Genomic DNA, 25,830 nt, shown 5'->3' with positions numbered 1-25,830 from the left:
ACACGCCGCGCGCCACCGCACATCGCGACAGGCGAGCGGATGCCGCGCCGCCATGCCCTTCCCCCGTCACAACACGCCGCGCGCCGGCGCACATCGCGACAGGCGAGCGAACCCCGCCGCGCGGCCGCACCCCGCTCAGCCCCGCGAACCACCCACGCGCGGCGCCTCGGGCGGGACGGCGGCGAGCAGCATCCGCGTGTACTCGGCCTGCGGCGCCGCGAAGATCTCGTCGGCGGGGGCCGCCTCGACCACCGCGCCGTCCTTGAGCACGACGACGTCGTGACTCATCTCCTGCACGATGGCGAGGTCGTGGGCGATGAAGAGGTAGGTCATCCCCTGCTCCTCTTGCAGCCGGCGCAGCAGGGCGAGCACCCGCGCCTGCACCGAGACGTCGAGCGACGCGGTCGCCTCGTCGAGGATGATGAGCTCCGGCTCGAGCGCGAGGGCGCGCGCGATCGACACGCGCTGGCGCTGACCGCCCGACAGCTCGTGCGGGAACCGCTCGATGAAGTCCGTCGGCAGTTCCACGAGCGTCAGCAGCTCGGCGACCCGGTCGCGACGAGATGCGGCGGTCCGGCCGCCGAGCCGGTGCACCCGCAGCGGCTCGGTGATCGCATCGCCGATGCTGCGCCGCGGGTCGAGTGAGGCGAACGGGTCCTGGAAGACCATCGCGATCCGCCGGCGGTCGGGGCGACGCGCACGCAGCACGTCGTCGCCCGCCAGGCGGACCGTGCCGGCGCGGGGCTCGGTCAATCCGGTCAGGGCACCGGCGATGGTCGACTTGCCCGACCCCGACTCGCCGACGAGGGCGAGGGTCGTGCCCTTCCGCACCGTGAACGACACGTCATCGACGGCGTGGACGATCCGCCGCCCCGTCGGCGTCGAGAGCGAGAACCGCACGTCGAGGTTCGCGACCTCCACGAGCGGCGCCGCCCCGACGGGCGCGATGGGCCCGGGCTCGCCGGCGCGGATCCGCGGGCGAGCCGCGAGAAGTTCCTTCGTGTACGGATGCCGCGGGTCGGCGTACACGTCGCCGATCGGGCGCTGCTCGACGGCGACACCCTCGCGGAGCACCAGCACGTCGTCGGCCACCTGTCCGATCACGCCGAGGTCGTGGCTGATCCAGACCACCGCCGTGCCGAACTCGCGCTGCAGCTTCTGCACGAGCTCGATGATCTGCGCCTGCGTCGTCACGTCGAGCGCCGTCGTCGGCTCGTCGGCGATGAGCAGGGCGGGGTCGCAGGCCAACGCGATCGCGATCATGGCGCGCTGCTTCTGCCCGCCCGACAGCTGGTGCGGATACGCGTCGACGCGCTCGTCCGGATGGGGGATGCCGACCGCCTCGAGCAGCTCGATGGCCCGGGCGCGTGCGGCCTTCGGCCCCATCCGGCGGTGCGTCTCGAGCGATTCGGTGATCTGCCGGCCGATGGTGAGCAGCGGGTTCAGCGACGTGCTCGGGTCCTGGAACACGAACCCGACGCCGCCGCCGTGCACCTGGCGGAGGAGGCGCGGCGAGGCATCCACCAACTGCACCGGGGGCCGGTCGTCGGCCAGGCGCAGGAGGCTCGACCCGGCGACGCGGCGGCCGGGCGCATCGATGAGTCCCGTCGCGGCCAGGACCGTCATCGACTTGCCCGACCCGGACTCGCCGACGATCCCGAGGGTGCGGCCGGCTTCGACTTCGAAGCCGACGCCGCGCACGATCGAGGCACGGCCGATGTCGACGGTGAGGCCGTCGACGGTCAGGACGGGGTCGCTCATCGGGTCCTCCTCGCCTCGATGATGGTGCGCTGACGCGGATCGAGGACGTCGCGCAGGCCGTCGCCGAACAGATTGAAGGCGAGCGCTGTCACGAAGATGGCCGCCCCCGGGAACACGCTCATCCACCACGCCTGGGTCAGGAACCCCTGCGCGGCGAAGAGCATGCCGCCCCACGACGGCGCCGGCGGCTGGATGCCGAGCCCGAGGAACGACAGCGCCGCCTCCGACAGGATCGCGAACGCCAACGAGAGCGAGGTCTGCACGACGAGCGGGCCGGCGATGTTGGGCAGCACATGCCGCAGGACGATCTGGATGCCGGGGGTCCCCATCGTCTGCGACACCTGCACGAACGGCGAGACCCGCACCGACAGCGCGCTCGCGCGGGCGATGCGGGCGAAGATCGGCGTGTAGACGACACCGATCGCGATCGTGGTCGTCAGCATGCCCGGCTGGAAGATGGCGACGATCGCGAGAGCCAGAAGCAGCACGGGGAAGGCGAACATGACGTCGACGATGCGCATGAGGACGGTGTCGAGCCAGCCGCCGCGGTACCCCGCCGCGACACCGAGCACGACACCGACGACGAGCGCGAACGCGACCGCGGCGGCCGCGATCGACAGCGAGGCACCCGCCGCGAGCAACACCCGCGAGAAGACATCGCGGCCGAGCTCGTCGGTGCCGAACGGGTGCGCCGCCGACGGCGCCCGCAGCTGACCGGCGACGTCGATGGCGTTGACGCCGTACGGGGCGATCCAGGGGCCGGCGACGGCGACGACGACGGCGAGTCCGACGATCACCGCGCTCACGACGGTGAGCGGGTTGCGGGCGAGGATCCGCACGGACGAGAGGCGGGCGGGAGCGGCGGCGGTGTCCGTGGTCATGAGACGCGGATCCTCGGGTCGACGACGGCGTAGAGGACGTCGACGAGGAAGTTCACGAGCAGGAACATCACGGCGACGAGGAGGACGGCTCCCTGGATCAGCGGATAGTCGCGCGAGGCGACGGCGTCGTAGGTGAGCCGGCCGAGACCTGGCCACGCGAACACGACCTCGACGACGATCACCCCGCCGAGGATCGTGGCGAGCTGGATGCCGGCGATCGTCAGGACGGGCACGAGGGCGTTCCGGACGATGTGGCGGAAGGTGACGACGCGAGGCGTCAGGCCCTTGGACACCGCCGTCCGCACGAATCCGGCCGAGGCGACGTCGAGCACGGCGGCGCGGATGTAGCGCGTCATGATGGCGCCCGAGACGAGACCGACGGTGAGGGCGGGCAGGGCGACCCGCCGCATCCATCCGACGGGGTCCTCCGAGAACGGGACGTATCCGCTGGCGGGCAGCAGCCCGAGCGTCACCGAGAAGAGCGAGATCAGAAGGAGTCCCAGCCAGAAATCGGGGATCGAGACCCCGAACTGGCTCATCGTGCGGACGATCGCGTCACTGACCCGGCCTTCGCGAAGCCCCGACCAGATGCCCGCCGGCACCGCGATGACGAGGGCGATGAGAAGGCCCACGAGAGCGAGCGAGATCGTGGCGGGCAGTCGCTCGAGCAGCGTGATCGTGACGGGTTGGCCGTTGCGGAAGCTGACACCGAGGTCACCCGTGAGGGCGTTCACCAGGTAGCCGAAGAACTGTTCCGGCAGGGGACGGTCGAGACCGGATGCCGCGCGCAGCGCCTCGTACGCCTCGGGCGTGTACCGGGTGCCGAGTGCCAGACGCACCGGGTCTCCGGGCACCAACTGCACGATGGCGAACGTCACGATGAGAACGCCCAGCAGCACGACCGCCGAGGAGAGGAGGCGCACCGCGAGGAACCTCGCCACACGTCCGGGTGCGATTCTCACGTGTGCGTCTCCTCTCTCTCGGATCGGTCAGGATCGACCGCGGCTCAGCCGGCGAGGGCGGCGTCGCGGAAGCGGATCGCGCGGTCGGCGCGTGCCTCGTAGCCGGTCACGGTCGGCGACCACGCCTGCACCACCGAGGGGTTGTACAGGTAGATGTAGCTGGCCTCGTCGGCGATGATCGTCGCGGCCTGCGCGTAGAGGTCCTTGCGGGCCTCGGCATCCGTCTCGACACGGCCGGCGTCCAGCAGGCTGTCGACCTCGGCGTTGGAGTACTTCTGCGCATTCGAGGCACCGTCGGTGTGGTGCTGCGAGTAATAGAAGTCATCGGGGTCGATGTTGCCGAGCCAGCCCATCATGAGCATGTCGAAGTTGCCCGAGTTCTGCTCGTCGAGCCACGTCGAGAAGTCGGGCTGACGGATGTTGACCGTGATGCCGAGGGGCTCGAGGTTCGAGGCGATGATCTGCGCTGCCGTCACGGTCTCGGGGTAGTCGCTGGTCGCGAGCAGGTCGAGCGACATGCCGGTCACACCCGCCTCGGCCATGAGCTCCTTCGCCGTGTCGAGGTCGGTCGAGTACTGGTCGTACTCGGTGTACCAGACGCTCTGCTCGGGGATCGCGAGCTGGTTGACGACGGCGGTGCCGAAGCTCGTCGCCTGCACGATCGCGTCGCGGTCGATCGCGTAGGCGATGGCCTGACGGACGCGCACGTCGTTCCAGGGCTCGCGGGCCTCGTTGAGGGCGAGGTACCAGTAGTCGCTCGAGGGGGCGACGCCCAGCTCGATCGCATCGTCGGACTGGAGCTGCTCGACCTGCTGCGCCGGCACCACGTCGGTCCACTGCACCTCGCCGCTCTGCAGGGCCGCGAGCGCGGTCGCCGGCTCGGAGATGAAGCGGTACTCGACGCCGCCGAGCTCGGGCGCGCCGCCCCAGTAGTCGGGGTTGGCGGTGAGGCTGATGTGGTCGCCGGCGGTGTACTCGGTGACCGAGAAGGGGCCGGTGCCGACGGGGGCGGTGGTGATGTCGCCGGATTCGACGTTGTCCTTCTCGACGATCGCCATGCCCTTGAAGCCGCCGAGGTTCGAGAGCAGGTTCGGTGTGGGCTGGGCGACCGTGATGACGACGGTCGTGTCGTCGGGTGCCGTCACGTCGGTCACGGCCGCGAACTTCCAGGCGTTGGAGAGCTCTTCGTCGATGATGCGGTCGTACGAGTAGACGACGTCTTCGCTCGTGAAGGGCGACCCGTCGTGGAAGGTGACACCGTCACGGAGAGTGAAGGTCCAGGTCAGCTGGTCGTCGCTGACGGTCCAGCTCTCGGCGAGCGCCGGTTGCATCTCGAGGTTCTCGTCGGGCTCGACGAGCGTGTCGAAGACGTTCTCGAGCACTTCGAACGAGAAGTACGACGAGGTCTTCTGCGGGTCGAGCTGGTCGGGCTCGCCGCCGATCGCGGCGACGAGCGTGCCGCCGGTGGGGCTCGCCCCGTCGGCGCCGTCGATGTCGACGGATTCGCCGGCCGAGCAGCCGGCGAGCAGGAAGAAGGTCATGGCGGTGGCGGATGCCGCGGTGATGCGCTTGTTCATGGAGTGCCCATCGGGTCGGGTCGAGTCATCATTTTGATGATGATTTCATCAGTATGTGCCAGCATGAGGACGACGACAACCGTCCGTCCAGACTGAAACACGATCTTCACAATCACCGGAGACCGTACGGAGGCCCCCGTGACATTCACACTCCTCGCCCGCAGCGGCGCGCTGATCGGCGGCGCGACCGCGAGCAAGTCGCTGGCCGCGGGCAACGCCGTGCTCGCGATCGACCCGGCGGTGGGGGTGGTCGCGAGCCAGGCCTGGACCAATCGCGCCCTGCGCGGACGCATGCTCGAAGCGCTGGCGGAGGGGTCGTCCGCGACCGAGACGGTCGCTCGGATCGACGACTGGGACGACGGGGCCGAGCTCCGCCAGATCGCCGCGCTTCCGGTGTCGGGCCGCGGCGCCGCGTACACGGGAGACGGTGTCTCGACCTGGGCGGGGTCGCGCCTGACGACGGATGCCGTGGCCCTGGGCAACCTGCTCGTCGGCGAGCACGTCGTCGAGGCGATGATGGGGTCGTTCGAGGCCGCGGCATCCGCTGTCGACGCCGCCGCGTTCGCGCGGGCCGTGGTCGACGCCATGCGGGCCGGGGACGACGCCGGCGGCGATGCGCGCGGCCGCCAGAGCGCCGCGCTGCTCGTCGCGCAGGCGGGCGGCGAGGTCGTCATCGACCTGCGCGTCGACGACCACCCCGATCCGCTCGCCGAGTTGGCGCGGCTCGTCGGGCTGCGTGCCGCAGACCTCGACCGGCGGGCGCACGATGCCCTCGGAGGGCTCAGCGCTCGAAGGGCGTGACCGCACCGAGTACGACGGTGACGTCGTCGTGCCCGTTCGCCCACCAGTGCGACTCGGAGCAGCCGTAGGTCACCGTGTCGCCGGCGTGCAGCTCGATGCGCTGGTCGCCCTGCACCACGACGAGCACGCCCGACTCGACCGTCACGCACTCGGTGCCGATGTGGCGGAACGGGCGATCCTCGTTGCTGAATCCGGGCGGCAGCGTCGAGCGGATGAGCTGCAGCATCGGCTCGCCGCGCGGGGTGAGCAGCTCGCGCACCGCCTGCGCGTCGCGGGGCACGCCGGGGGCCGTCGGCATGACGTGACGGCGGTCGGCCGTGACGACGGCGAGATCGCCCGCCGGTTCTTCGAGCAGCTGCCCGACGGGCACTCCCAGCGCCCCCGCGAGGCGCTGGATCGACAGGAGCGAAGGGTTGCCCATGCCGCGCTCGAGCTGGCTCACGAGGCCGAGGCTGACTCCGGCCCGCTCGGCGAGCGCCTGCACCGAGAGCCCCAGGCGGCGGCGGGCGTCGCGGATCGCGGCGCCCAGGGAGTGCACGGTCCGGGACTCGTCGGACTCCTCGCTGCGCGCCATGGCTCCAGGGTAGTTCCGCGCGGCGTCGTCGATGCGCGGTGCACGCCCCGGCGAGCGCGCGCAAGAGCGGGCCCGGCTCCCCCGGCCCGACATACAATCGCGGAGCACGCGCCTCTGCGCCGCTGCCCACTCCGAGGAGACCGACATCGACGACCATCGTGCGCCGACCCGGCCCGTCACCGGGCGGACGACGCTCGCCCGGCTCGTCCACATCTCGCGGCCCGTGCTGTGGATCAACACGATCGGCACCGGCGTCCTCGGGATGTGGCTCACCGGCGCGCTGCTCGATCCGGCAGCGATCCCGCTCCTCATCTGGCTGACGCTGCCGTTCAACCTGCTGATCTACGGCGTGAACGACATCTTCGACCAGGAGACCGATGCCCTCAACCCGCGGAAGGGCACGATCGAGGGCGCCCGGATCGAGCCGCGCGAGGTGCGGACCATCGTCTGGGCGGTCGCGATCACGAACGTGCCGTTCCTCGCCTGGTTCGTCATCGCCTACCCGCTCGCCGCGAACGCGCTCATCCTGCTCTACACGGCGGTGTTCGTCTTCTATTCGGCCCCGCCGCTGCGCTTCAAACAGCGCCCGTTCCTCGACTCGCTCAGCAACGCCGCCTACGGGCTGCCTCTGCTGATCGTCCCCGTCGCGCTCGGCGCGCCGCCGCTCTGGCCCGCCGTGATCGGCCTGCTCGTGTGGAGCGTCGCCAAGCACGCGTACGACGCCGTGCAGGACATCGACGAGGATCGCGAGGCGGGGATCACGACGACCGCCGTGCTGCTCGGCCCGCGCGGCACGGCCCTCTGGAGCGGCTTCTGGTGGCTCGCATCCACCGTCCTGTTCGCGCTCGTCAGCATCTCCGTCGCCGCGCTCAACCTGCTGATCGCCGGCGTCCTCGTCGGATGGATGCTGCGACGCCCCACCCCCGCGACCGGTCGCCGGCTCTATCCGCTGTCGATCGCGTTCCCCTATGTCGCCGGGTCGCTCGCGAGCGGATTGCAGCTCGCGAAGATGTTCTTCGAGGCGTACGGATGAGCCGCATCGTGGTGGTCGGCGGCGGGCTCGGGGGGCTGGCGGCATCCGCTCTGCTGGCCCGCGCGGGTCACGACGTGACCCTGCTCGAGAGCGCGGACCGGGTCGGCGGCAAAAGCCGGCGGCTCGAGGTCGACGGGCAGCGCATCGACTCGGGGCCGTCGCTCGTGACCTTCCCCGGCGTGTGGGACGAGCTGCGGCGGCGCCTCGGCGCGGACGCCGACACGCTCGCGCTGGAGCGCCTGCCCGAGGTCGGCCGCTACTACTACGACGGCGAGGAGGTCACCCTCCCCGTGCCGCCCGAGCACCGCTGGTACCCCGCGTGGCGGCGGTTCAGCGACGAGCACGCGCCGCTGGCCGACGACGTGACCGCGCTGCTGGTCGCCGACCCGCTCGACCGGCGGTCGCTCCCCGCGCTCCGCCGGCTGCTCGCGGTGTACGGTCCACGACTCAGCACCCGGGCCTACCTCGACAGCCTCACGTGGATGCCCGAGGGGCTGCGCGAGATCATCGCGATCCACACGCTGAACGCGGGCGTGTCACCGTCGCAGACGCCCGCGCTGTACGCGAGCATGCCGGCCGTGATGGCGGCATCCGGCGTGTGGGTGCCGCGCGGCGGCGTGTACGAGATCGCGCTCGCGCTGGAACGGATGGCGGATGCCGCGGGTGTCGACATCCGCACGGGTGAGACCGCGACGCGCATCCAGCGCGGGCGCGTCACGACGGCGAGCGGGTCGTTCGCGGCCGACATCGTCGTGGGCGCGCTCGATGCCGACCGGCTCGACGCGCTGCGCGGTCGCCGGCCGCGGGCACCGCGCGCGCTGTCGTGCTCGGCGGTCGCGATCTACGGTGCGCTGCGCGAACCGCTGCCCGAGCGGATCGCGGCGCACAGCGTCATCCTGCCCTCGAAGCCCGACGCGCTGTTCCGCAGCCTCGCCGCGGGCGACGAGCCCGCCGACACGATGGCGTTCGTGAACCTGTACCGCGCCGGGCAGGTCTACCCGAACGACCGCAGCACGCTCGCGCTGCTGCTGACCGCTCCAGCCGACGGAGCGGGGTACAGCCTCGAGCATCCGTTCGTGCGCCGCGAAGTCGAACGGATCTCGCGGACGATGGGCCTCGACCAGCTGCTCACCGACACGATGACGGATGCCGCGGTCCTCGACCCGCGCTACTTCGGCACGTTCGGCGAGCGCCACGGCGCGCTGTACGGCGCCGCGCGACCGCTGTGGATGAGCGGCCCGCTGCACCGCCCCGCGCACCACGACCCGCGGACACCCTGGCTGTGGCGCGTCGGCGCCTCGGTCCACCCGGGCGGCGGGATCCCCGCCGTGCTCGGCGGGGCGATGATGGTCGCCGCGAAACTGTTGCAGCGGCATCCGGTCTGATCGGAGTCGGGTTCCGGGGACGCGATTCGTCGCATGCGCGGGCGGTGAACGACAGGATGCACCCCCTGGAGCGCGGGCCGCGGCGGCTCCGGGGACGCGATTCGTCGCCCGCCGCGCGCGGGAACGACCGAACACGTCCCCGGAACGCTCGCCCGTAGCATCGGGGTGTGACGACCGACGCTGTGATCCGCCGTGCCCGCGCCGCCGACGTTCCCGCGCTCGTCGACCTGCGCGCGCAGATGATGCGCGACATGGGTGCGGACACGGGCGACGAGTCCTGGCGAGCGGATGCCGCGGCCTGGTACCGCGCCCGTCTCGCCGAGCCGACGCGGTGCGCCGCGATCATCGCCGAGGTCCCCGGTGACGGCGTCGTCGCGTGCGCCGTGGGCACGGTCGACGACCACGCCCCGTCGCCCCGCAACCCGAGCGGACTGCGGGGCGAGATCGCGAACGTCGTGACGTTCCCCGCGTTCCGCCGCCGCGGGCTCGCCCGCACCTGCGTGGAAGCGCTGCTGCAGTGGTTCGACGCCGAGACGGCCGTCCGCGTCGTGCGCCTCGCTGCGACGGCGGACGGCGAAGCGCTCTACCGGCGACTCGGTTTCAGCGAGCCGCGCGACCTGATCCTGGAACGACGGATGCCGCGCTGATCTGAGCAGGACGGGGGACGACCCGGCCCTCAGTCCATCCCGACGGCCATGTCGGTGAAGCGCGAGAAGTGTCCCTGGAAGGCGACGACGACGGTGTCGGTCGGGCCGTTACGGTGCTTCGCGACGATGAGGTCGGCTTCGCCGGCGCGGGGGCTGTCCTTCTCGTAGGCGGCCTCGCGGTGCAGGAGGATCACCATGTCGGCATCCTGCTCGATCGAGCCCGACTCACGCAGGTCGCTGATCGCGGGCTTCTTGTCGGCACGCTGCTCGGGACCACGGTTCAGCTGCGACAGGGCGATGACCGGGACCTGCAGCTCCTTCGCGAGGAGCTTCAGCGCACGCGAGAACTCCGAGACCTCCTGCTGACGCGACTCGACGCGCTTACCGCTCGTCATGAGCTGCAGGTAGTCGATGACGACCATCTCGAGCCCGACGCGCTGCTTGAGCTTGCGGCACTTCGCGCGGATCTCGACGAGCGTCATGTTCGGGCTGTCGTCGATGTAGAGGGGCGCGTCGTTGATGCGGCCGCGGGTCGAGGCGATCGTCGTCCAGTCGCGGCTGTCGAGCATGCCCTTGCGCATGCTCTGCAGCGGCACCGAGCCCTCGGCGCTCATGAGGCGCATCGCGATCTCGCTGCGCCCCATCTCGAGCGAGAAGAACACGGTCGGGCGGTTGTGCTTGATGGCGGCGGCGCGGGCGAAGTCGAGCGCGAGCGTCGACTTACCCATCGCGGGACGCGCCGCGACGACGATCATCTGTCCGCCGTGCAGACCGTTGGTGAGCTGGTCGAGCCCGGCGAACCCGGTTGGGATGCCGGTCATCTGACCGTCGCGACCGCGAGCAGCCTCGATCTCCTCGACGGCGGCGTCGACGGCCACCTGCAGGGGGACGTAGTCCTCGGACTGTTCGGCTCCGGTGACCGAGTAGATCTCGGCCTGGGCGTTGTTGACGAGGTCGAGCGCCTCGCCCTGCCCGTTGTAGCCCATCTGCACGATGCGGGTGCCGGCCTCGACGAGCCGACGCAGCAGCGCCCGCTCGCGGACGATCGACGCGTAGTAGGCGGCGTTCGCCGCCGTCGGGACGATGGACGTCAGCGAGTGCAGGTAGTCCGCCCCGCCGGCACGCTGCAGATCGCCTGTTTTGATGAGCTCGTCGGTGACCGCGACGACGTCGGTCGGCTCGCCGTGCGAGTAGAGGGAGAGGACGGCCTCGAAAATCAGCTCGTGCTTCGGGACGTAGAAGTCGGTTCCGCGGAGCGCCTCGATGACGTCGGCGACCGCGTCACCCGAGAGCAGCATTCCGCCGAGGGTGCTCTGCTCGGCGAGCATGTCGTGCGGCGGAGTCCGCTCGGGGCCGCGAGAGCCGCCGATTCGGTCGTCCGACAGATCCGCGATCGACATCCATGCCCCTCTTCCGGGCCCGCTGGAAGGCCCTCGCACACGCTAGGGAGGGGCTCCGACACACGCAAACCGGCCTGTGGATAACTGTGTGGAGAACGTGCGGGAAACGCCGACCACCCTGTGCAGAGTGCCTGTGGAGAACCTGCGGAAACACATCGTTCCACATCACCGAATGTCGCTTTGATCTGGGCTTGTGCTTCCCACAGGCTGTGGATGGATAACCGACCTCAAGTGGCGCTTGAAGGTTCAGCGTTATCCCCACCCCATGTGCAGAATCGCCCATTTGTCAAATGAGAATGTCGGGCCTTCCCAGCGGTCTTCCCGCACTCTCGAAATCTCTTGCCAAACTCATAGGACCGGCGTACTTTATGGGGTCCAGGCACCCCGCAGACGCGGCCTTCTCGGCATGCGTCCCGATGTTTCCATCGTGGAGGTGACCTGTGCAGACGACGCTACGCGCGTTCTCCCGCCTCGGTCTCCTCTGTGCGATCGGGCTCGGGATCGCCGTGATCTGGGCCGCGATCGTCACCGTCCTGGTCGCATCGGATGCCCGCGCGTCCGACCGCACGGACGAGGGACTCCTCAGCGGGGTGACCAAGATCGTCGAAGACGTCACCGAGCCTGTCGTCGACAAGGTGGTGGCCCCCGTCACGGAGAAGGTCGCGAAGCCCGTGACCGAGAAGGCGGTCAAGCCGACCGCCGAAAAGGTCGTCGCGCCGGTCGCGGAGAAAGTCGCGAAGCCCGTCACGGACAAGGTCTTCAAGCCGGTCACCAACGAGGTCGTTGCGCCGGTCACCGACAAGGTCGTCAAGCCGGTCGCCGACAAGGTCATCAAGCCCGTCACGGACAAGGTCATCAAGCCCGTCACCGAGGCTGTGAAGCCCGTCACCGACGCTGTCCTCGAACCCGTCACCGAGGTGGTGACCCCCGTCACGGACGAGGTCGTCGCCCCCATCGTCGAGGCCGTCGTCCCGCCCCTCGTCGACGCGGTCAGCCCGGTGACCGACCCTGTCGTCGACGCCGTCTCGCCTGTGATCCCGCCGATCGTCGAGGTCGTCCCGCCCGTGGTGGATGCCGTAACACCCGACATCGAGCTTCCGAGCCTCCCCGTCGATGTGCCCTCCACGGTCCCTGTGCCCGGCCTTCCGGTTCCGGCCGCGCCCACCGTGCCCGTCGTCGAGCCGGCCGTGTCGATGCCGGTCGTCGACGCTCCCACCGGTGCGCTCGTGAATCGGCCCGCGACCGCTCCGGTCGAGGCGTCGTCGGGTGCCCCGACGCACGTCGCCCAGCTCTTCTCCCGCGCCGTCGCGCAGGCTCCCGCCGACTCCGGCGCGGCTGTCGCGGCGCCGCATCCGCTCGATCTCGCAGGCCCCCCTGCGCCCGCGCCCTCGGCGCCGCTGAGCGAGTCGGGTTCTCTGTCTTCCGCATCCTCCGGAGGGGCTGCCGGGCTGTTCGCCCTGCTCCCGCTCGGGTTCCCCGTCGCGCACCGTGCCTGGGCACGACGGGGTCGCCCGACCGACGAGCAGGGTCTTCCCGCGCCCTTCTTCGACACCGACGTCTCTCCCGACTGACGGGGATCGTGCCGCGCTTTCTCGCGGCATGCATCCGCACGCTCTGCGTGCCGGCGCTCCGGCGCCTATTCCCTGTCGATCCTTGAGGAGAGATGAAATGAACTCCACGTTGTCGCGTGTCCTGCTGGGCACGCTCGTGGCCGGGGGCATCACGCTCTTCGGCGCGGCGGCCGCACAGGCCGCAGAACCGACGACGTCCGGCGAGGACGGGCTGCTTTCGGGCACCCAGGCCCTGCTGAACGTCGACATCCCGATCACCGTCGGCGACACCGCCGTCTCGGTCATCGGCGACTCGTCCAGCTCGTCCGACGACGAGGCCGAGCCGGCTCAGCCGCGCGAGACCTCGTCCGGGTCCACGAGTGGCGCCGGCGGCGCCGCCTCGGGGTCGCAGGCGCTGGTCGACGTCAACGTCCCGATCACGGTGAAGGACACCGCGGTCTCGGTCGTCGGTGACAGCACCACCGAGTCGACGGATGCCGCGCCCGCCGCGCCGGCGCCCGCACCCGCCGAGCCGGCCGACGCCCCGTCCACCGAAGGAACCGACGGCGTCGGCTCCGGCACCCAGGTCGTCGCCCCCATCACGGTCCCCGTGACCGTGGACGACACCGCGGTCTCGGTCATCGGCGACAGCACCACCGAGTCGACGGATGCCGCCACCCCGGCCGCCCCGGCGCCGAGCGGTTCGACCGCAGCGCCGACCACGGGTGGTTCGAACGGCATCCTCTCGGGCTCGCAGGTGGTCGCGCCGATCACCGTGCCGGTCACCATCGGCGACACGGCGGTCTCGGTCATCGGTGACAGCACGAGTGACAGCACCGACGTCGCCGCGCCCACCGCACCGGTCACCGGAACCACCGGCGCGCCCTCGACCGACGGCACCGACGGCATCGGCTCCGGCACGCAGGTCGTGGCCCCCATCACGGTCCCCGTGACCGTGGACGACGCCGCGGTCTCGGTCATCGGTGACAGCACGAGCGAGAGCTCGTCGGGTCCGACGGCGCCGGTCTCGGGCGGCTCGACCGGAGCGCCCACCACGGGCGGTTCGGACGGTATCGGCTCGGGCACCCAGGTTGTCGCGCCCATCACGATCCCCGTGACCGTCGGCGACACCGCGGTCTCGGTCATCGGTGACAGCACGACGGGGGGTACGGATGCCGCGGCCCCCGCAGCGCCCTCATCCGGCACGACCGGCGGCCCGTCCACGGACGGCACCGACGGTGTCGGCTCGGGCACGCAGGTGGTCGCCCCGATCGGCATCCCGGTGACGGTCGACGACACCGCGGTGTCGGTGATCGGCGACAGCTCGGTGATCGGCGGCGGCTCCACCGGGACGCCGGGAACCGGCACGTCGACGGGCCCCGTCACCTCCGGTGAGGGCGGCGTCGGAAGCGGTACGCAGGTCGTGCTGCCCATCGGCATCCCGATCACCATCGGTGACACCGCCGTCTCGGTCATCGGCGACAGCGAGGTGACCGACCCCGGCATCCCGACGGATCCGACCGACCCCACGGACCCCACGGACCCGACCGACCCCACGGACCCCACGGACCCGACGGACCCCACGGACCCGGTCGACCCCACGGATCCCACGGACCCGGTCGACCCCACGGATCCCACGGACCCGGTCGACCCCACGGACCCGGTCGACCCCACCACGCCGGTGAACCCGACGGACCCGACCACGCCGGTCGAGCCCACGGTCCCCGGTGACGGCACGGACGGTCAGATCCCCGGCGGCAGCCTCGCCCCGATGGTCCCCCGGGCCAGCGGTGGCGAGACGCCGCAGGCGCTGGCTCAGACGGGAGGCGTCGCGACCCCGTGGCTGCCCCTGGCTGCGATCACCCTGATCGCCGGCGGTGCGCTGCTTACGCTGCGTCGCCGCACCGTCTGACCGACTCCCCCCCGAAGGACGGATGCCACGGGCCCCCACCCGCGGCATCCGCCCACCCCCCCTTGCGGATGCAATGGATTCTGCGTGACACGCCGGGTCCCCACCCCCATACACCGGCGTGTCGGCCGAGATCCATTGCATCCGCGAACACGTCGCACGGCCCCGGGAACGACGGATGCCGCGGTCCCGACCCGTGAGGGAAGGGACCGCGGCATCGAACCGCGCGCCAGGATTACTTGGCGGCGACCACCTGCAGGGTGATCACGGCGGTGAGCTCGTCGCCGAGGCGAACGGTCGCCTCGTGCTCGCCCACGGCCTTGATCGGCGAGGTGATGTGGATCTTGCGCTTGTCGAGGTCGCCCAGACCGGCGGCCTTGACGGCGTCGGCCACATCGGCAGTCTTGACCGAACCGAACAGGCGGCCCTCAGCGCCGGCCTTGACGGTCAGCTTGACCGTGTTCGACTCGAGCGTGTTCTTGAGCGCCACGGCCTCTTCGTGGTCGTGGATCGCGCGGGACTCGCGAGCGGCGCGGATCGACGCCACCTGCTTCTCGCCACCGCGGGTCCAGGCCACAGCGAAGCCCTGGGGGATGAGGTAGTTGCGGGCGTACCCGTTCTTGACCTCGATGACGTCGCCGGCGCTACCGAGCCCGGCGACCTCGTTCGTGAGAATCAGCTTTGCCATGTCGGTACTCCTTACCGGCCAGCGCCGGCGTAGGGCAGGAGCGCCATTTCACGGGCGTTCTTGATCGCCTTGGCGATCAGACGCTGCTCCTGCACCGAGACTCCGGTGATACGACGGGCGCGGATCTTCCCACGCTCCGAGATGAACTTGCGAAGCGTCGCGACGTCCTTGTAGTCGATGACGCCGACGCGGATCGCCTTCGCGGGAGCGGCGTTCTTCGCGCCCTTCCGCGGCTTGCGGCGATCGCCGGTTGCCTTTCCAGCCATGTGTCTTCCTTAAGAGAGATGGATGCCGCGACCCGCGGCATCCGCAATTCGAATCAGAACGGGGTGTCGTCGCCGTAGCTCGTCCCGGGCGCGCTCCAGGCGTCAGGAGCCGAGGACCCGGGCGTGGCCCAGGGCTCGTCCTGCTGCACCTGCGGACGCGACTGCTGCTGACCGCCGCCGAAGCCGCCGCCACCGTTACCGCCGCCGTTGGAGGCGGCGCGGGTGACCTGAGCCGTGGCGTAGCGGAGCGAGGGGCCGATCTCGTCGACCTCCAGCTCGATCGCCGTGCGGTTGTTGCCTTCGCGGTCCTGGTAGGAGCGCTGCTTCAGGCGGCCGGTCGCGACGACCCGCATGCCCTTGGTGAGCGAGCCTGCGACGTGCTCAGCGAACTCGCGCCAGACCGACGCGCGCATGAACAGCGCTTCGCCGTCCTTCCACTCGTTGGCTTGACGGTCGAAGCTGCGCGGCGTCGATGCGATCGTGAAGTTCGCGACGGGCAGGCCGTTCTGCGTGTAGCGCAGCTCGGGGTCCGCCGTGAGGTTACCCACGACCGTGATGATGGTCTCGCCGGCCATGAGCCTTAGGCCTTCGCTGCCTTGCGGGCGGCCTTGGCCTCAGCGCGCTCCTTCTCGGCGGCGACCTGAGCGATCGCCTCCTCGGCGCGGAGGACCTTGGTGCGCATGATCTGCTCGTTCAGCTTGAGCTGACGGTCGAGCTCCTGCGTGGCCTCGCTCGTGGCGGTGAAGTTGACGACGGCGTAGATGCCCTCGGTCTTCTTCTGGATCTCGTAGGCGAGACGGCGCTTGCCCCACACGTCGACGTTGTCGATCGAGCCACCATCAGCGGTGATGACCTTCAGGAACCCGTCGAGCTTGGGAGCAACCTGGCGCTCGTCGACCTCGGGGTCGAGAATCACCATGAGTTCGTACTGGTGGATGTGCGTCACTAACCCACCTCCTTCGGACTAGAACGGATGCCGGGCGTTTCCCGGCATCAGGAGGGTTGATGCACGTGTCCGGTGATTCTGCGCATGAGCGCAGACGGACAACCACAACAGTCTAGCGGATGCCCGGCCCCGCCGCGGAATCGCTCAGTCGACGCCCCAGCGCCCCGGCGGCCTCGGCGAGCTCCGGTGGCCCCACCACCTCGAACGGGACGTCGAAGCGCAGCGCCCACGCGAGCGCTCCCGCCCACGACCAGGATCCGACGCGCACGCGACTGCGGCCGTCGCCGAGGTCCTCGAGCTCCGCGTCGCCCAGGAACGGCACGACCCGCTGCGCGGGCGTCGACAGGATCAGGTCGGCGGTCACAGGCCAGCGGTCCTGCTCGTCGGAACCCTTGAACCTCGCGGAGAGATAGGTGCGCGCATCGCCCGTGGGGATCTCGCGCGGCTCGAACGGGACGCCACCGCCCTGCCGGACCCGCACGCGGTCGAGCCGCAGGATGCGCCAGTCCGCGGCATCCCCTTCCCACGCGACGACGTACCAGCGGCCGTCACGCACGACGACGGCGTGCGGCTCGATCCGCCGGGCGCGGCCGTCGTCGCGGTACTCGATGCGGAGGGTGCGGTGATCGCGGGCCGCGGCGCTCACCGCCGCCACGACCGTAGGCGCCGCCTGCGCGCCCGCCGCGTCCGCCTCGAACCGGATGCCGTCGATGCGGTGGCGCAGGTGCGACGGCATGACCTGCCGCATGATGGCGAGGGCCCGGGCCGCGGCATCCGCGATGTCGACTCCGGATGCCGACTGCAGCGCGACCGCGATCGCCACCGCCTGCTCGTCGTCGAACAGGAGCGGCGGCAGCTCCTCGCCGGGCGCGAGGCGGTACCCGCCGTACGGGCCCTTGACCGCCGTGATCGCGTAGCCGAGTTCGCGCAGCCGGTCGACGTCGCGTCGCACGGTGCGCACGGTCACCCCGAGGCGGTCGGCGAGCTCCTGCCCCGCCCAGTCGCGCCGGGACTGCAGGACCGACAGCAGGTTCAGCATCCGGTGGGAGGGCGAGGACATGCCCCCATCCTCGTCGAGAAGCGGACAGAAACGGTCCTCTACGCGGAGGAGAGTCGCTGCAGGCAGACAGCCACTCAGCGAAGGACGATCATGACCCTCACCACCACGACCCACCTCAACTTCCGCGGCACCGCGCGCGAGGCCCTCGAGTTCTACGCCCGCGTCTTCGACGGCCAGCCGATGGTGACCACCTACGCCGACCTCGGGATGCCCGCCGACGCACCCGGCGCCGACACGGTCGTCTTCGGCATCCTCGTCGCGGCGGACGGATTCCGCCTCATGGCGTACGACGTCCCGGGGCCCGCCGCCGGCGCCGAGGCGGTCGCGGGCACGACGCACCGCGAGAACGGGATGACGCTCACCGACCGCACCTTCTTCGTCTCGCTGCAGGGCGACACCCTCGACGAGGTCACCGCACGCTGGGACGCCCTCGCCGAGGGCGCGACCGTCATCGAACCGCTCGCCGCGTCGGCGTGGAGCGCGGGGTTCGGCATGCTCACCGACCGCTTCGGCGTGACCTGGGTCGTCGACGTGCGCACCGCGTGAGCCGGGTCGCCTGACGACGAACGGGACGGATGCCGGTCCCTCGCAGCATCCGTCCCGTTCCCGGGACCGGCCGGCCGGTACCGTGGCCGTCATGGAGTGGACCGCGGACGTCTCGGCCGGCGACTGGTTGCGCGAGCGCCTCGACGACCCGTGGACCTGGACGATGCACGACGTCGTGCCGCGCGGGTTCGAGGCGTACGCGCGGGTGTTCCACCCGGCATCCGTCACCGAGCTCCCTGGTGAGCGGCTGCCCACTATCGAGGAGTGGGTGGCGGTCACGGCCGACGAGCACCTCCGCGTGAGCGAGCGCCTCGTCACGCGTGACCTCTCGTGGCGTGAGGCGGCGGGGATCTTCGGCGCCGTGTTCCACCCCACCGCCCAGTGGTCGAGCCTGACGCAACAGGAGGACACGGGCGGCACGCTCGTCACGCCCGACGGGCGTTGGGTCGATCCCCCCGAGAGCGGGCAGCTCCTGCCCGAGCTGCTCGCAGCGCTCGCGTCGATCCTCGCGCAGCACACGACCACGCCGGACGACGGGATCGTCGCGCTCTGGGAGGGTCACGGCGCGCTGCTCGGACACATGGGCGCCGGCCCGTCACGCGCGTTCTTCCAGATGGGCGATCCGGCCGACCCCGTCCTCGCTCACCACAATCAGATGCTCGGCACGAGCGTGAAGGACGCGTGGAACAACGTGTTCCGCAAGGAGAGCTGGCAGGAGGGCATCCTCTCGCGCGAGATCTCCGAGAGTCCTCGGCTCGAGCTCCCGGGCCGGGGACACGTCCTCTTCCGCGGCGGCGTCAGCGAGCTCGCCCGTCCGGACTGGTTCCTCGACGTGCCCTGGCGCGACCGGCCGGCAGAGGAGCACGGCTTCGAGCCGTCGGCGCTCAGCCCGAGCTTGGTCTGGCCGGCGGATCGTGCGTGGGTGCTCGTCTCCGAGGTCGATTACGACTCGACGGTGATCGGCGGGTCCCGCGAACTGATCGCCGCCCTGATCGCGGCATCCGATCTCGAAGCACTCGAGATCCCCGAAGGCGCCGCCCTGACGTCCGACTCCGACGAGGTGAACCGATGAGCACATCCACCTTCGACCCGACTCCGCTCACCGAGCCGGTCGACCGTGCGGCCGTCTCGGCCCACCGCAAGGAGCTGCTCGCCGCCGGTCGGCTGCCCTCGGGCGGCAACGTGTGGGGCATCGTCATCGCCGTCGCGGTGTTCCTGTTCGTCGGCTTCTTCATGGTCAACGTGTTCATCGCGGTGTTGGGCGCGTTCCTCCGCGGGTCGAACGACAACCCGCTCGCGATCGGGTTCGTCGTGGTCGTCGCGATCTTCGCGATCGGCGTCGTCTCGCTCATCATCCGCGGGCTCAAGGGGTCGCACGAACGGATCTACCGACTCGAGCGGTTCGCGCGGGCGAACGGGCTGACCTGGTACGCCCAGGCATCCGCTCCGCCGCTGCCGGGCATGATCTTCTCGCACGGTCACTCGCGGAAGTCGAGCGACATCCTGCGCGGCGAGCGTCCGCGGTTCGTCGAGTTCGCGAACTACCGCTACACGACCGGGTCGGGCAAGAACCAGACGACCCACCGCTGGGGGTACGTCGCGATCCGGCTGGCGACGCCGCTGCCGCATATCGTGCTCGACGCGACCGGCAACAACGGACTCTTCGGCTCGAACCTGCCGCAGGCGTTCGACAAGGACCAGCGACTCAGCCTCGAAGGCGACTTCGACCAGCACTTCGCGCTCTACTGCCCGCAGGGGTACGAGCAGGACGCGCTCTACCTCTTCACGCCCGACATCATGGCGCGCTTCATCGACCACGCCGCGCAGCTCGACGTCGAGATCGTGGACGACTGGCTGTTCCTCTACGCGAAGCGCGACCTGTCGACCCTCGACCCGAACACGTGGGCGTGGCTGTTCTCGGCCGTCGGCGCCCTGCTCGACAAGCTCGCGCAGTGGGAGCGCTGGCGCGACGACCGGCTCACGCAGACCGCGGCTGTGCCGGGCGCGACGGCCGACTCGCTGCCGTTCGCCCCGCCGCTCGGCACGCTGCGCCCGCCGCCGGGGGTCGCCGCGCAGGGCCGCCGCCTGAAGGGCGGCGTCTCGTGGCCCGCCATCATCATCGGCGGGCTCTTCGTCCTCGGCGTCTTCGCGATGCAGAGCGGCCTGCTCGACGCGATCTTCCGCTGACCCGGCGCGCCGCGCCGCGGCATCCCCCCTTCCCCTGTCACAAACAGCAGCCGCGCGCGGCGTGTTGTGACAGGGGAAGGCCGGGGGGCTCAGCGGGCGGACCAGCCGCCGTCCATCGTGTAGCTCGCGCCGCTGACCATGCCGGCATCCGGTCCCGCCAGCCACACCGCGAGGGCGGCGACCTCCTCGGGTTCGACGAGGCGCTTGACCGCGGCCTCGGCGAGCAGCACCTGCGACAGCACCTCGTCCTCGCCGATGCCGTGCAGCTTCGCCTGATCGGCGATCTGCTTCTCGACCAACGGCGAGCGCACGTACCCGGGGTTGATGCAGTTGCTCGTGACCCCGTGGGCGCCGCCCTCGAGGGCGGTCGCCTTCGACAGTCCCTCGAGACCGTGCTTCGCGGCGACGTAGGCCGACTTGTAGGGGGATGCCACGAGTCCGTGCACGCTCGACATGTTCAGGATGCGGCCGAACCCGCGCTCGTACATGGCGGGCAGCGCCGCGCGGATGAGCAGGAACGGCGCCTCGAGCATGAGGCGCATCATGAACGAGAACCGCTCGGGCTCGAACTGCTCGATGGGGCGGACGTGCTGGATGCCGGCGTTGTTCACGAGGATGTCGACGTCCAGCCGCAGGTCGGCGAGGGCCGTCGTGTCGCTCAGGTCCACGGCCCACGCCTCGCCGCCGACGGCGGCAGCGACCCGCTGCGCGCCGTCGGCGTCGACGTCCGCGACCGTCACCCGGGCACCGGCGGCGGCGAGCGCCGAGGCGCACGCCGCCCCGATGCCGCTCGCGCCACCCGTGACCAGGGCGGTCCGGCCGGTGAGGTCGGTCATGCGCGCTCCTTCTCACGGAGCAGTTCGGCCGTGCGGACGGCATCCGCTTCGTCGATCGCGTGCAGGGAGGCGCCCTTCGTCTCGCGCATCAGGACAATCGTGGTGCCGGTGATGAGGCAGGCGATCGCGATGTAGATCGAGACCGGGGTCCACGAGCCGTAGTCGCGCAGCCACTGCGTCGCGAGGATCGGGGCGAGCGACCCGGCGGCGATGGCCGTCACCTGCGCGCCGAGCGAGACTCCCGAGTAGCGCATGCGGGTCGGGAACAGCTCGGCCATGATCGCCGGCTGCGGCGCGTACAGGAACGCGTGGAAGGTGAGTCCGACGGTCACGGCGAGCACGATGAGCCCGGGGTTCAGGGTGTCGAACAGCGGGAAGGCGAAGAACGCCCACGTCGCGCTGAGGATCGCGCCCGTCAGGGCGACGGGCCGGCGGCCGAACCGGTCGGCGAGGCGCCCCACCTGCGGAATCACGAGGAAGTGCACGACGTGCGCGATGAGCAGGGCGAGCAGCAGCTGGCTGGTGTCGTACTCGTGCACCGTCTTCAGGTAGACGATCGAGAAGCTGACGACGATGTAGTAGACGATGTTCTCCGCGAACCGCACGCCCATGGCCTGCAGCACGCCGACCGGGTAGCGACGCAGCACCTCGACGACGCCGTACGAGACCGCCTTCTCGGCCTCGACCTGCGCCTTGGCCTCGAGGAAGATCGGCGCCTCCTCGACGTGACGGCGGATGTAGAAGCCGACGAGGACGATGACGGCCGACAGCCAGAAGGCGATGCGCCATCCCCAGCCGAGGAAGTCCTCGGAGCTCAACACCCACGAGGTGATGAGCAGCACGAGCGTCGCGAGCAGGTTGCCGACGGGCACGGCGGCCTGCGGCCAGCTCGACCAGAACGCCCGTGACCGGTTCGGGCTCTGCTCGGCGACGAGGAGCACGGCACCGCCCCACTCGCCGCCGACGGCGAAGCCCTGCAGGAAACGCAGCGCGACCAGCAGCGCGGGGGCCCAGTACCCGATCTCGACGAAGCCGGGCAGGCACCCCATCAGGAAGGTCGCGACGCCGACGATGATGATCGTCGCCTGCAGGGTGGGCTTGCGACCGAAGCGGTCGCCGATCTGGCCGAACACGACGCCGCCGAGCGGCCGCGCGACAAAACCGACCGCGTAGGTGACGAAGGCGGCGATGATCCCGTCGAGCGACGAGCCGGTCTGCGGGAAGAAGTAGGTGCCGAACACCAGGCTCGCGGCGGTGGCGTAGAGGAAGAACTCGTACCACTCGACGACGGTGCCGGCCATCGAGGCGGCGACGACGCGGCGCAGGCCGGACGGGGTGGCGGATGCCGCGGGTTCGGCGGCGCGGGTGGGGGCTGACATGGTCTCTCCGATCGATGTCGTCGATGACATCCGGGGTGGTCTGCTCTGACGCGGGACGCGGTGGCGTCCGCCCCACAGTCTGCGCACCGCGCACCATGAGGATCAATGCCCAGTCCTGCACCCTTCGTGTGCAGAATTGCACACATGGATGCCCGTGGTCGCCTCCGCGCCGATGACCTGCTCGTGCTGCTCGCCGTCGCCCGGTCGGGTCGCTACACGACGGCGGCGAACGCCCTCGGCGTCGACCACACGACGGTCGCGCGTCGCATCGCGGCCCTCGAGGACGCGGTCGGCGGGCGCCTCGTCGCGCAGTCAGGCGGGGGCTGGGAGCTCACGGCGCTCGGCCGCCAGGCGGTCGACACCGCGGGACGGATCGAGTCCGCGCTGACGCAGCTCTCCGGCGCCGGCGAGGACCACGACCCGATCGCGGGTGTCGTGCGCATGTCGGCGACGGACGGGTTCAGCGCCTTCATCGCCGCCCCCGCCGTCGCGCGGCTGCGCCGGCAGCACCCGCGCCTGAGCGTCGAGATCGTCACCGCGACCCGGCGGGCCGCCGCGCACCGTCCGGGCCTCGACATCGAGGTGGTCGTCGGCGCCCCGCAGTCCCGGCGCGCGCAGGGCGTCGAGCTCGGCGCGTACACGCTCGGGATGTACGCCTCGCGCGCCTATCTGGAACGGGAGGGGATGCCGCGCGACGCCGCCGAGCTCATGCGGCATCCGCTCGTCTACTTCGTCGACGCGATCCTGCAGGTCGACGCCCTCGATCTGCCGCGGCGCCTCGTGCCCGAGATGCGCGACGGACTGAGCTCGACGAACGTCTTCGTGCACGTCGAGGCGACCCGGGCGGGGGCGGGGATCGGGCTGCTGCCGTGCTTCGTCGCCGACCGGCACGACGACCTCGTACGGCTGCTGCCCGGTCAGTTCGACGAGCGGCTGCCGTACTGGATGATCGTGCGGCCCGAGTCGCTGCGGATCCCGGCGGTCGCCGCCCTCGCGGACGCCCTGCGCGACGAGACCGCGGCCGCCGCCGCGATGCTCGCCGGCCGCCGCTGACGCGCGGCGTTCTCCTCCGCTGTCACGAACGGCGGCCGCGCGCGGCGTGTTGTGACAGGGGAAGCCCCGGCGCCGCGTCAGTCGATCGCGACGAGCGCCGCGCGGCGGGGCCGGACGATCGGGTCCTGGTACCGGGCCGGGGTGACGGTGATGTCGGTCTGGTCGTCGAACCAGCTGCCCGCGCCGCGACGGCCGAGCACCTTGCGCGCGGTGAGGATGCCCCAGACGAGCGGTGCGCCGACGGCGAGCGCGACGGCTCCCGTGAGCGAGCGGTCCTCGCGGCCGAGCACGGCCTTTCGCTGCCACGCCTCGTGCAGTGCGCCCCCGCGGGCCGTCGGGACGAACCGCGGCGGCAGCAGGCCGCGCCGGCGCAGCGAGACGAGCTGCTCGACGTCGGACCACCAGGTCGACTGCTCGGGGGCGTGGAAGTAGTTGTCGGCGAGCCACTGCGCGTTCGGGTGGCGGAACCGGCGGGCGATCACGTCCTCGGCACTGCCCTGCACGCCGCTGCCGTTGAACACGGTGTTGAGGTGGGTCTTCGAGACACCGAACGTGTCGAGGGCGATGACGGGGACGCCCATCGCCATGGCCTCGATCGCCGCCGTCGAACTCACCGTGACGAGCCCCTCGGCGTTCGCGAGCGCCTGCGCCATCGGCTCGTGCGAGAAGACGAGGTTGTCGGGCCGGTCCCGCAGCAGTTCGGTCAGCTCGGTGCGCTCGTAGTGCGTCTCGGTCTCGCCGAGCTCGGGGCGGGAGCGCAGTTTCACGACGACACGCCGCGACGGGTCGGCGAGGGCCGCGGCCCGCAGGATGCCCGCGATGGCGACCCGGTCGGCGGGCTCGCGCGGAACGATCGCCTGCGCCGCGAAGACCAGGTCGGTGCCGCCCCCGGACGGACGCGTCGGACGCGCGAACGGCAGGGTCGCGAGTCCGAGGCGCAGCTCGAGGCCGAGGCGCTGGGCCAGGTGCCGGAACGCCCGTCGCTCGCGCTGCGAGTGCACGATCATGAGATCGCAGTGCTTGCGGTACATCGCGGCGCCGCGCTGGGCGGGGATCGAGATGCCGGGCAGCCCCGACACCACGACGGGCCGCGGCGCGACGCGGTCGATCTGCCGCATCACGAGCCGCACGAACGGGCCGCGGCCGCCGATGACGACGACGTCGGGCCGGTCCTTCGCGAGCCAGGCCGCGATGTCGTCGCAGGCCAGGCGGGTGACCGCCTCGGGACGGATGCCGGTGCCCGCCAACGCCGCATGCTCCTGCGCCACGCTCACCGTGAGCGGCGTCTTCACGAGCAGCAGGTGGGGGTCCACCGACGGCGCGGAGTCGACGAGCGCCGCCGACCACTTCACGAAGGAGTCGGCGTCGGCGATCGCGACGACGCGCAGGCGTCCCGGACGGTCACCGCGCATGGTCATGCCGGGACGCGGCGCAGCTTCGCCATGGGGGCGAGCTCACCCTCGTAGATGCGCTTCACCCCGTCGCCGAGAGCCGTCTCGATGACGCGGATGTCGCGGACGAGGTGCTCGAGACCGGTCGGCTCGAGCGAGGCGGCGTGGTCGGAGCCCCACATCGTGCGGTCGAGGGTGATGTGGCGCTCGACGGCGACCGCGCCGAGGGCGACGGCGGCGAGGGAGATCTGCAGGCCGCGCTCGTGACCGGAGTACCCGACCGGGATGCCGGCGTAGCGGTCGCGGAGCGAGGCGATCATCTTGATGTTCGCCTCCTCGGGCTCCATCGGGTAGGTCGACGTCGCGTGCATGAGCACCGTCCGGTCCGTGCCGAGCACCTCGAGCGCGCGGTCGATCTGCTCGATCGTGGACATGCCCGTCGAGAGGATGACCGGCTTGCCGGTGGCGCGCAGCGCCTCGAGCAGCTCGATGTCGGTGAGGCTCGCCGAGGCGACCTTGTGGGCGACGACGCCGAGGTCTTCGAGGAACTCGACGCTCGGGACGTCCCACGGCGAGGCGAACCAGTCGAGGCCGCGCATCGTGGCGTGGTCGCCGATCTCGATGTACTGGTCGCGGTCGAACTCGACGCGGTAGCGGTACTCGAGGTAGGTCATCGTGCCCCACGGGGTGTCGCGGAGCGTGTCGCGCATGTGTGCGGGCGTCGCGATCTCGGGGGTGCGCTTCTGGAACTTGACCGCGTTCGCGCCGGCGTCGGCGGCGACGTCGATCAGACGCTTGGCGAGCTCGACGTCGCCATTGTGGTTGAGGCCGATCTCGGCGATGACGTACACGGGGTGTCCGCCGCCGAGTACGTGGTTTCCAATGGTCACCGTCATGGCGAGTCCTTTCGTCGTTACTCCCCTCAGCGTCGGTTCCGACCGTGAATGACGGATGAATCCCGGGTGGCGAGGACCGGACAACTGGCTGTCGGGTGGGTG

Annotated in this window: 25 protein-coding genes; 10 read left to right on the top strand and 15 right to left on the bottom strand. The window is 70.9% G+C overall.

The features are described from left to right. Positions 1-135: 135 nt before the first annotated feature. Genes AB0P29_RS11485 through AB0P29_RS11470 form a run of 4 tightly spaced genes read right to left on the bottom strand, consistent with a single transcriptional unit; the run spans position 136 to position 5,181 of the window. The gene (locus AB0P29_RS11485; RefSeq protein ID WP_363379868.1) at positions 136-1,761 is read right to left on the bottom strand and encodes an ABC transporter ATP-binding protein; all 1,626 of its coding nucleotides are present in this window, start codon (positions 1,759-1,761) and stop codon (positions 136-138) included. Then, complete coding sequence (locus tag AB0P29_RS11480; protein WP_363379867.1) at positions 1,758-2,642, bottom strand: ABC transporter permease; 885 nt, start codon at positions 2,640-2,642, stop codon at positions 1,758-1,760. Before AB0P29_RS11480 ends, AB0P29_RS11485 begins: the two co-directional genes overlap by 4 nt. Continuing rightward, complete coding sequence (locus AB0P29_RS11475; RefSeq protein WP_363379866.1) at positions 2,639-3,604, bottom strand: ABC transporter permease; 966 nt, start codon at positions 3,602-3,604, stop codon at positions 2,639-2,641. Before AB0P29_RS11475 ends, AB0P29_RS11480 begins: the two co-directional genes overlap by 4 nt. A 44-nt stretch (positions 3,605-3,648) precedes the next feature. Continuing rightward, positions 3,649-5,181, bottom strand: a complete 1,533-nt coding sequence (locus AB0P29_RS11470; RefSeq protein WP_363379865.1) for an ABC transporter substrate-binding protein — start codon at positions 5,179-5,181, stop codon at positions 3,649-3,651. Positions 5,182-5,319: 138 nt separating this feature from the next. Here AB0P29_RS11470 and AB0P29_RS11465 point away from each other — a divergent pair, with 138 nt between their 5' ends. Continuing rightward, positions 5,320-5,982, top strand: a complete 663-nt coding sequence (locus AB0P29_RS11465; protein ID WP_363379864.1) for a DUF1028 domain-containing protein — start codon at positions 5,320-5,322, stop codon at positions 5,980-5,982. On the opposite strand, the gene AB0P29_RS11460 is transcribed toward AB0P29_RS11465, so the two are convergent. After that, complete coding sequence (locus AB0P29_RS11460; protein WP_363379862.1) at positions 5,963-6,556, bottom strand: XRE family transcriptional regulator; 594 nt, start codon at positions 6,554-6,556, stop codon at positions 5,963-5,965. The genes AB0P29_RS11465 and AB0P29_RS11460 overlap by 20 nt on opposite strands. A 31-nt stretch (positions 6,557-6,587) precedes the next feature. Here AB0P29_RS11460 and AB0P29_RS11455 point away from each other — a divergent pair, with 31 nt between their 5' ends. The 3 genes from AB0P29_RS11455 (at position 6,588) to AB0P29_RS11445 (ending at position 9,621) form a co-directional block, all read left to right on the top strand. Next, positions 6,588-7,589 (top strand): UbiA family prenyltransferase, encoded by a 1,002-nt coding sequence (locus AB0P29_RS11455; RefSeq protein ID WP_363379861.1) that lies wholly within the window; start codon positions 6,588-6,590, stop codon positions 7,587-7,589. After that, positions 7,586-8,974 carry an NAD(P)/FAD-dependent oxidoreductase gene (locus AB0P29_RS11450; protein ID WP_363379860.1) on the top strand — a complete coding sequence of 463 codons (1,389 nt, stop codon included), beginning with the start codon at positions 7,586-7,588 and terminating at the stop codon, positions 8,972-8,974. The genes AB0P29_RS11455 and AB0P29_RS11450 overlap by 4 nt, the downstream gene beginning before the upstream one ends. 167 nt (positions 8,975-9,141) lie before the next feature. After that, positions 9,142-9,621: a GNAT family N-acetyltransferase gene (locus tag AB0P29_RS11445; RefSeq protein WP_311286456.1), complete on the top strand. Its 480-nt coding sequence runs from the start codon at positions 9,142-9,144 to the stop codon at positions 9,619-9,621. A gap of 29 nt (positions 9,622-9,650) precedes the next feature. On the opposite strand, the gene dnaB is transcribed toward AB0P29_RS11445, so the two are convergent. Further along, positions 9,651-11,021, bottom strand: a complete 1,371-nt coding sequence (dnaB, locus tag AB0P29_RS11440) for a replicative DNA helicase (RefSeq protein WP_064002773.1) — start codon at positions 11,019-11,021, stop codon at positions 9,651-9,653. Between the two features lie 440 nt (positions 11,022-11,461). Here dnaB and AB0P29_RS11435 point away from each other — a divergent pair, with 440 nt between their 5' ends. Together AB0P29_RS11435 and AB0P29_RS11430 are read left to right on the top strand one after the other, a co-directional pair. Further along, a complete protein-coding gene (locus tag AB0P29_RS11435) occupies positions 11,462-12,592 on the top strand; it encodes a hypothetical protein (protein WP_363379859.1) in 1,131 nt (376 codons plus the stop codon). A gap of 97 nt (positions 12,593-12,689) precedes the next feature. Next, a complete protein-coding gene (locus tag AB0P29_RS11430; protein WP_363379858.1) occupies positions 12,690-14,483 on the top strand; it encodes an LPXTG cell wall anchor domain-containing protein in 1,794 nt (597 codons plus the stop codon). Positions 14,484-14,715: 232 nt separating this feature from the next. On the opposite strand, the gene rplI is transcribed toward AB0P29_RS11430, so the two are convergent. From rplI to AB0P29_RS11405, 5 genes are all read right to left on the bottom strand, one after another. Continuing rightward, the gene (gene rplI / locus AB0P29_RS11425) at positions 14,716-15,168 is read right to left on the bottom strand and encodes a 50S ribosomal protein L9 (protein WP_064002775.1); all 453 of its coding nucleotides are present in this window, start codon (positions 15,166-15,168) and stop codon (positions 14,716-14,718) included. 11 nt (positions 15,169-15,179) lie between these two features. After that, on the bottom strand, positions 15,180-15,434 hold the full coding sequence (rpsR, locus tag AB0P29_RS11420; protein ID WP_005054609.1) for a 30S ribosomal protein S18: 255 nt from the start codon (positions 15,432-15,434) through the stop codon (positions 15,180-15,182). Positions 15,435-15,487: 53 nt separating this feature from the next. Next, positions 15,488-16,009: a single-stranded DNA-binding protein gene (locus AB0P29_RS11415; protein WP_064002776.1), complete on the bottom strand. Its 522-nt coding sequence runs from the start codon at positions 16,007-16,009 to the stop codon at positions 15,488-15,490. 5 nt (positions 16,010-16,014) lie between these two features. After that, entirely contained in the window at positions 16,015-16,380 is a 366-nt protein-coding gene (gene rpsF / locus AB0P29_RS11410; RefSeq protein ID WP_269454691.1) for a 30S ribosomal protein S6, read from the bottom strand. 112 nt (positions 16,381-16,492) lie between these two features. Continuing rightward, positions 16,493-17,440 carry a WYL domain-containing protein gene (locus AB0P29_RS11405; protein ID WP_363379857.1) on the bottom strand — a complete coding sequence of 316 codons (948 nt, stop codon included), beginning with the start codon at positions 17,438-17,440 and terminating at the stop codon, positions 16,493-16,495. 90 nt (positions 17,441-17,530) lie between these two features. Between AB0P29_RS11405 and AB0P29_RS11400 the strand changes: the two genes are divergently transcribed. The 3 genes from AB0P29_RS11400 to AB0P29_RS11390 all read left to right on the top strand — a co-directional run bounded on the left by AB0P29_RS11400 (position 17,531) and on the right by AB0P29_RS11390 (position 20,173). Next, entirely contained in the window at positions 17,531-17,986 is a 456-nt protein-coding gene (locus AB0P29_RS11400) for a VOC family protein (protein WP_363379856.1), read from the top strand. Positions 17,987-18,077: 91 nt separating this feature from the next. Continuing rightward, positions 18,078-19,058, top strand: coding sequence for a hypothetical protein (locus AB0P29_RS11395; RefSeq protein ID WP_363379855.1), 981 nt, complete (start codon positions 18,078-18,080; stop codon positions 19,056-19,058). Beyond that, complete coding sequence (locus AB0P29_RS11390) at positions 19,055-20,173, top strand: hypothetical protein (protein ID WP_363379854.1); 1,119 nt, start codon at positions 19,055-19,057, stop codon at positions 20,171-20,173. Before AB0P29_RS11395 ends, AB0P29_RS11390 begins: the two co-directional genes overlap by 4 nt. A gap of 89 nt (positions 20,174-20,262) precedes the next feature. Here the strand turns inward: AB0P29_RS11390 and AB0P29_RS11385 are convergent, their stop codons facing one another. Beyond that, entirely contained in the window at positions 20,263-21,009 is a 747-nt protein-coding gene (locus tag AB0P29_RS11385) for a 3-hydroxybutyrate dehydrogenase (RefSeq protein ID WP_363379853.1), read from the bottom strand. Beyond that, the gene (locus tag AB0P29_RS11380; RefSeq protein WP_363379852.1) at positions 21,006-22,388 is read right to left on the bottom strand and encodes an MFS transporter; all 1,383 of its coding nucleotides are present in this window, start codon (positions 22,386-22,388) and stop codon (positions 21,006-21,008) included. The genes AB0P29_RS11385 and AB0P29_RS11380 overlap by 4 nt, the downstream gene beginning before the upstream one ends. Positions 22,389-22,532: 144 nt before the next feature. On the opposite strand from AB0P29_RS11380, the gene AB0P29_RS11375 reads away from it, so the two are divergent. Beyond that, positions 22,533-23,441 carry a LysR family transcriptional regulator gene (locus AB0P29_RS11375; RefSeq protein ID WP_363379851.1) on the top strand — a complete coding sequence of 303 codons (909 nt, stop codon included), beginning with the start codon at positions 22,533-22,535 and terminating at the stop codon, positions 23,439-23,441. 77 nt (positions 23,442-23,518) lie between these two features. On the opposite strand, the gene AB0P29_RS11370 is transcribed toward AB0P29_RS11375, so the two are convergent. Both AB0P29_RS11370 and AB0P29_RS11365 read right to left on the bottom strand, forming a co-directional pair. Continuing rightward, entirely contained in the window at positions 23,519-24,859 is a 1,341-nt protein-coding gene (locus AB0P29_RS11370) for a DUF6716 putative glycosyltransferase (protein WP_363379850.1), read from the bottom strand. After that, entirely contained in the window at positions 24,856-25,728 is an 873-nt protein-coding gene (locus AB0P29_RS11365; RefSeq protein WP_363379849.1) for an N-acetylneuraminate synthase family protein, read from the bottom strand. Before AB0P29_RS11365 ends, AB0P29_RS11370 begins: the two co-directional genes overlap by 4 nt. Positions 25,729-25,830 lie beyond the last annotated feature (102 nt).

This window comes from Microbacterium sp. NPDC080220, assembly GCF_040686395.1.
GTDB lineage: Bacteria > Actinomycetota > Actinomycetes > Actinomycetales > Microbacteriaceae > Microbacterium > Microbacterium gawkjiense.
The sequence above is the reverse complement of the archived record's forward strand: the minus strand, read 5'-3'. Positions and strand labels throughout refer to the sequence as shown.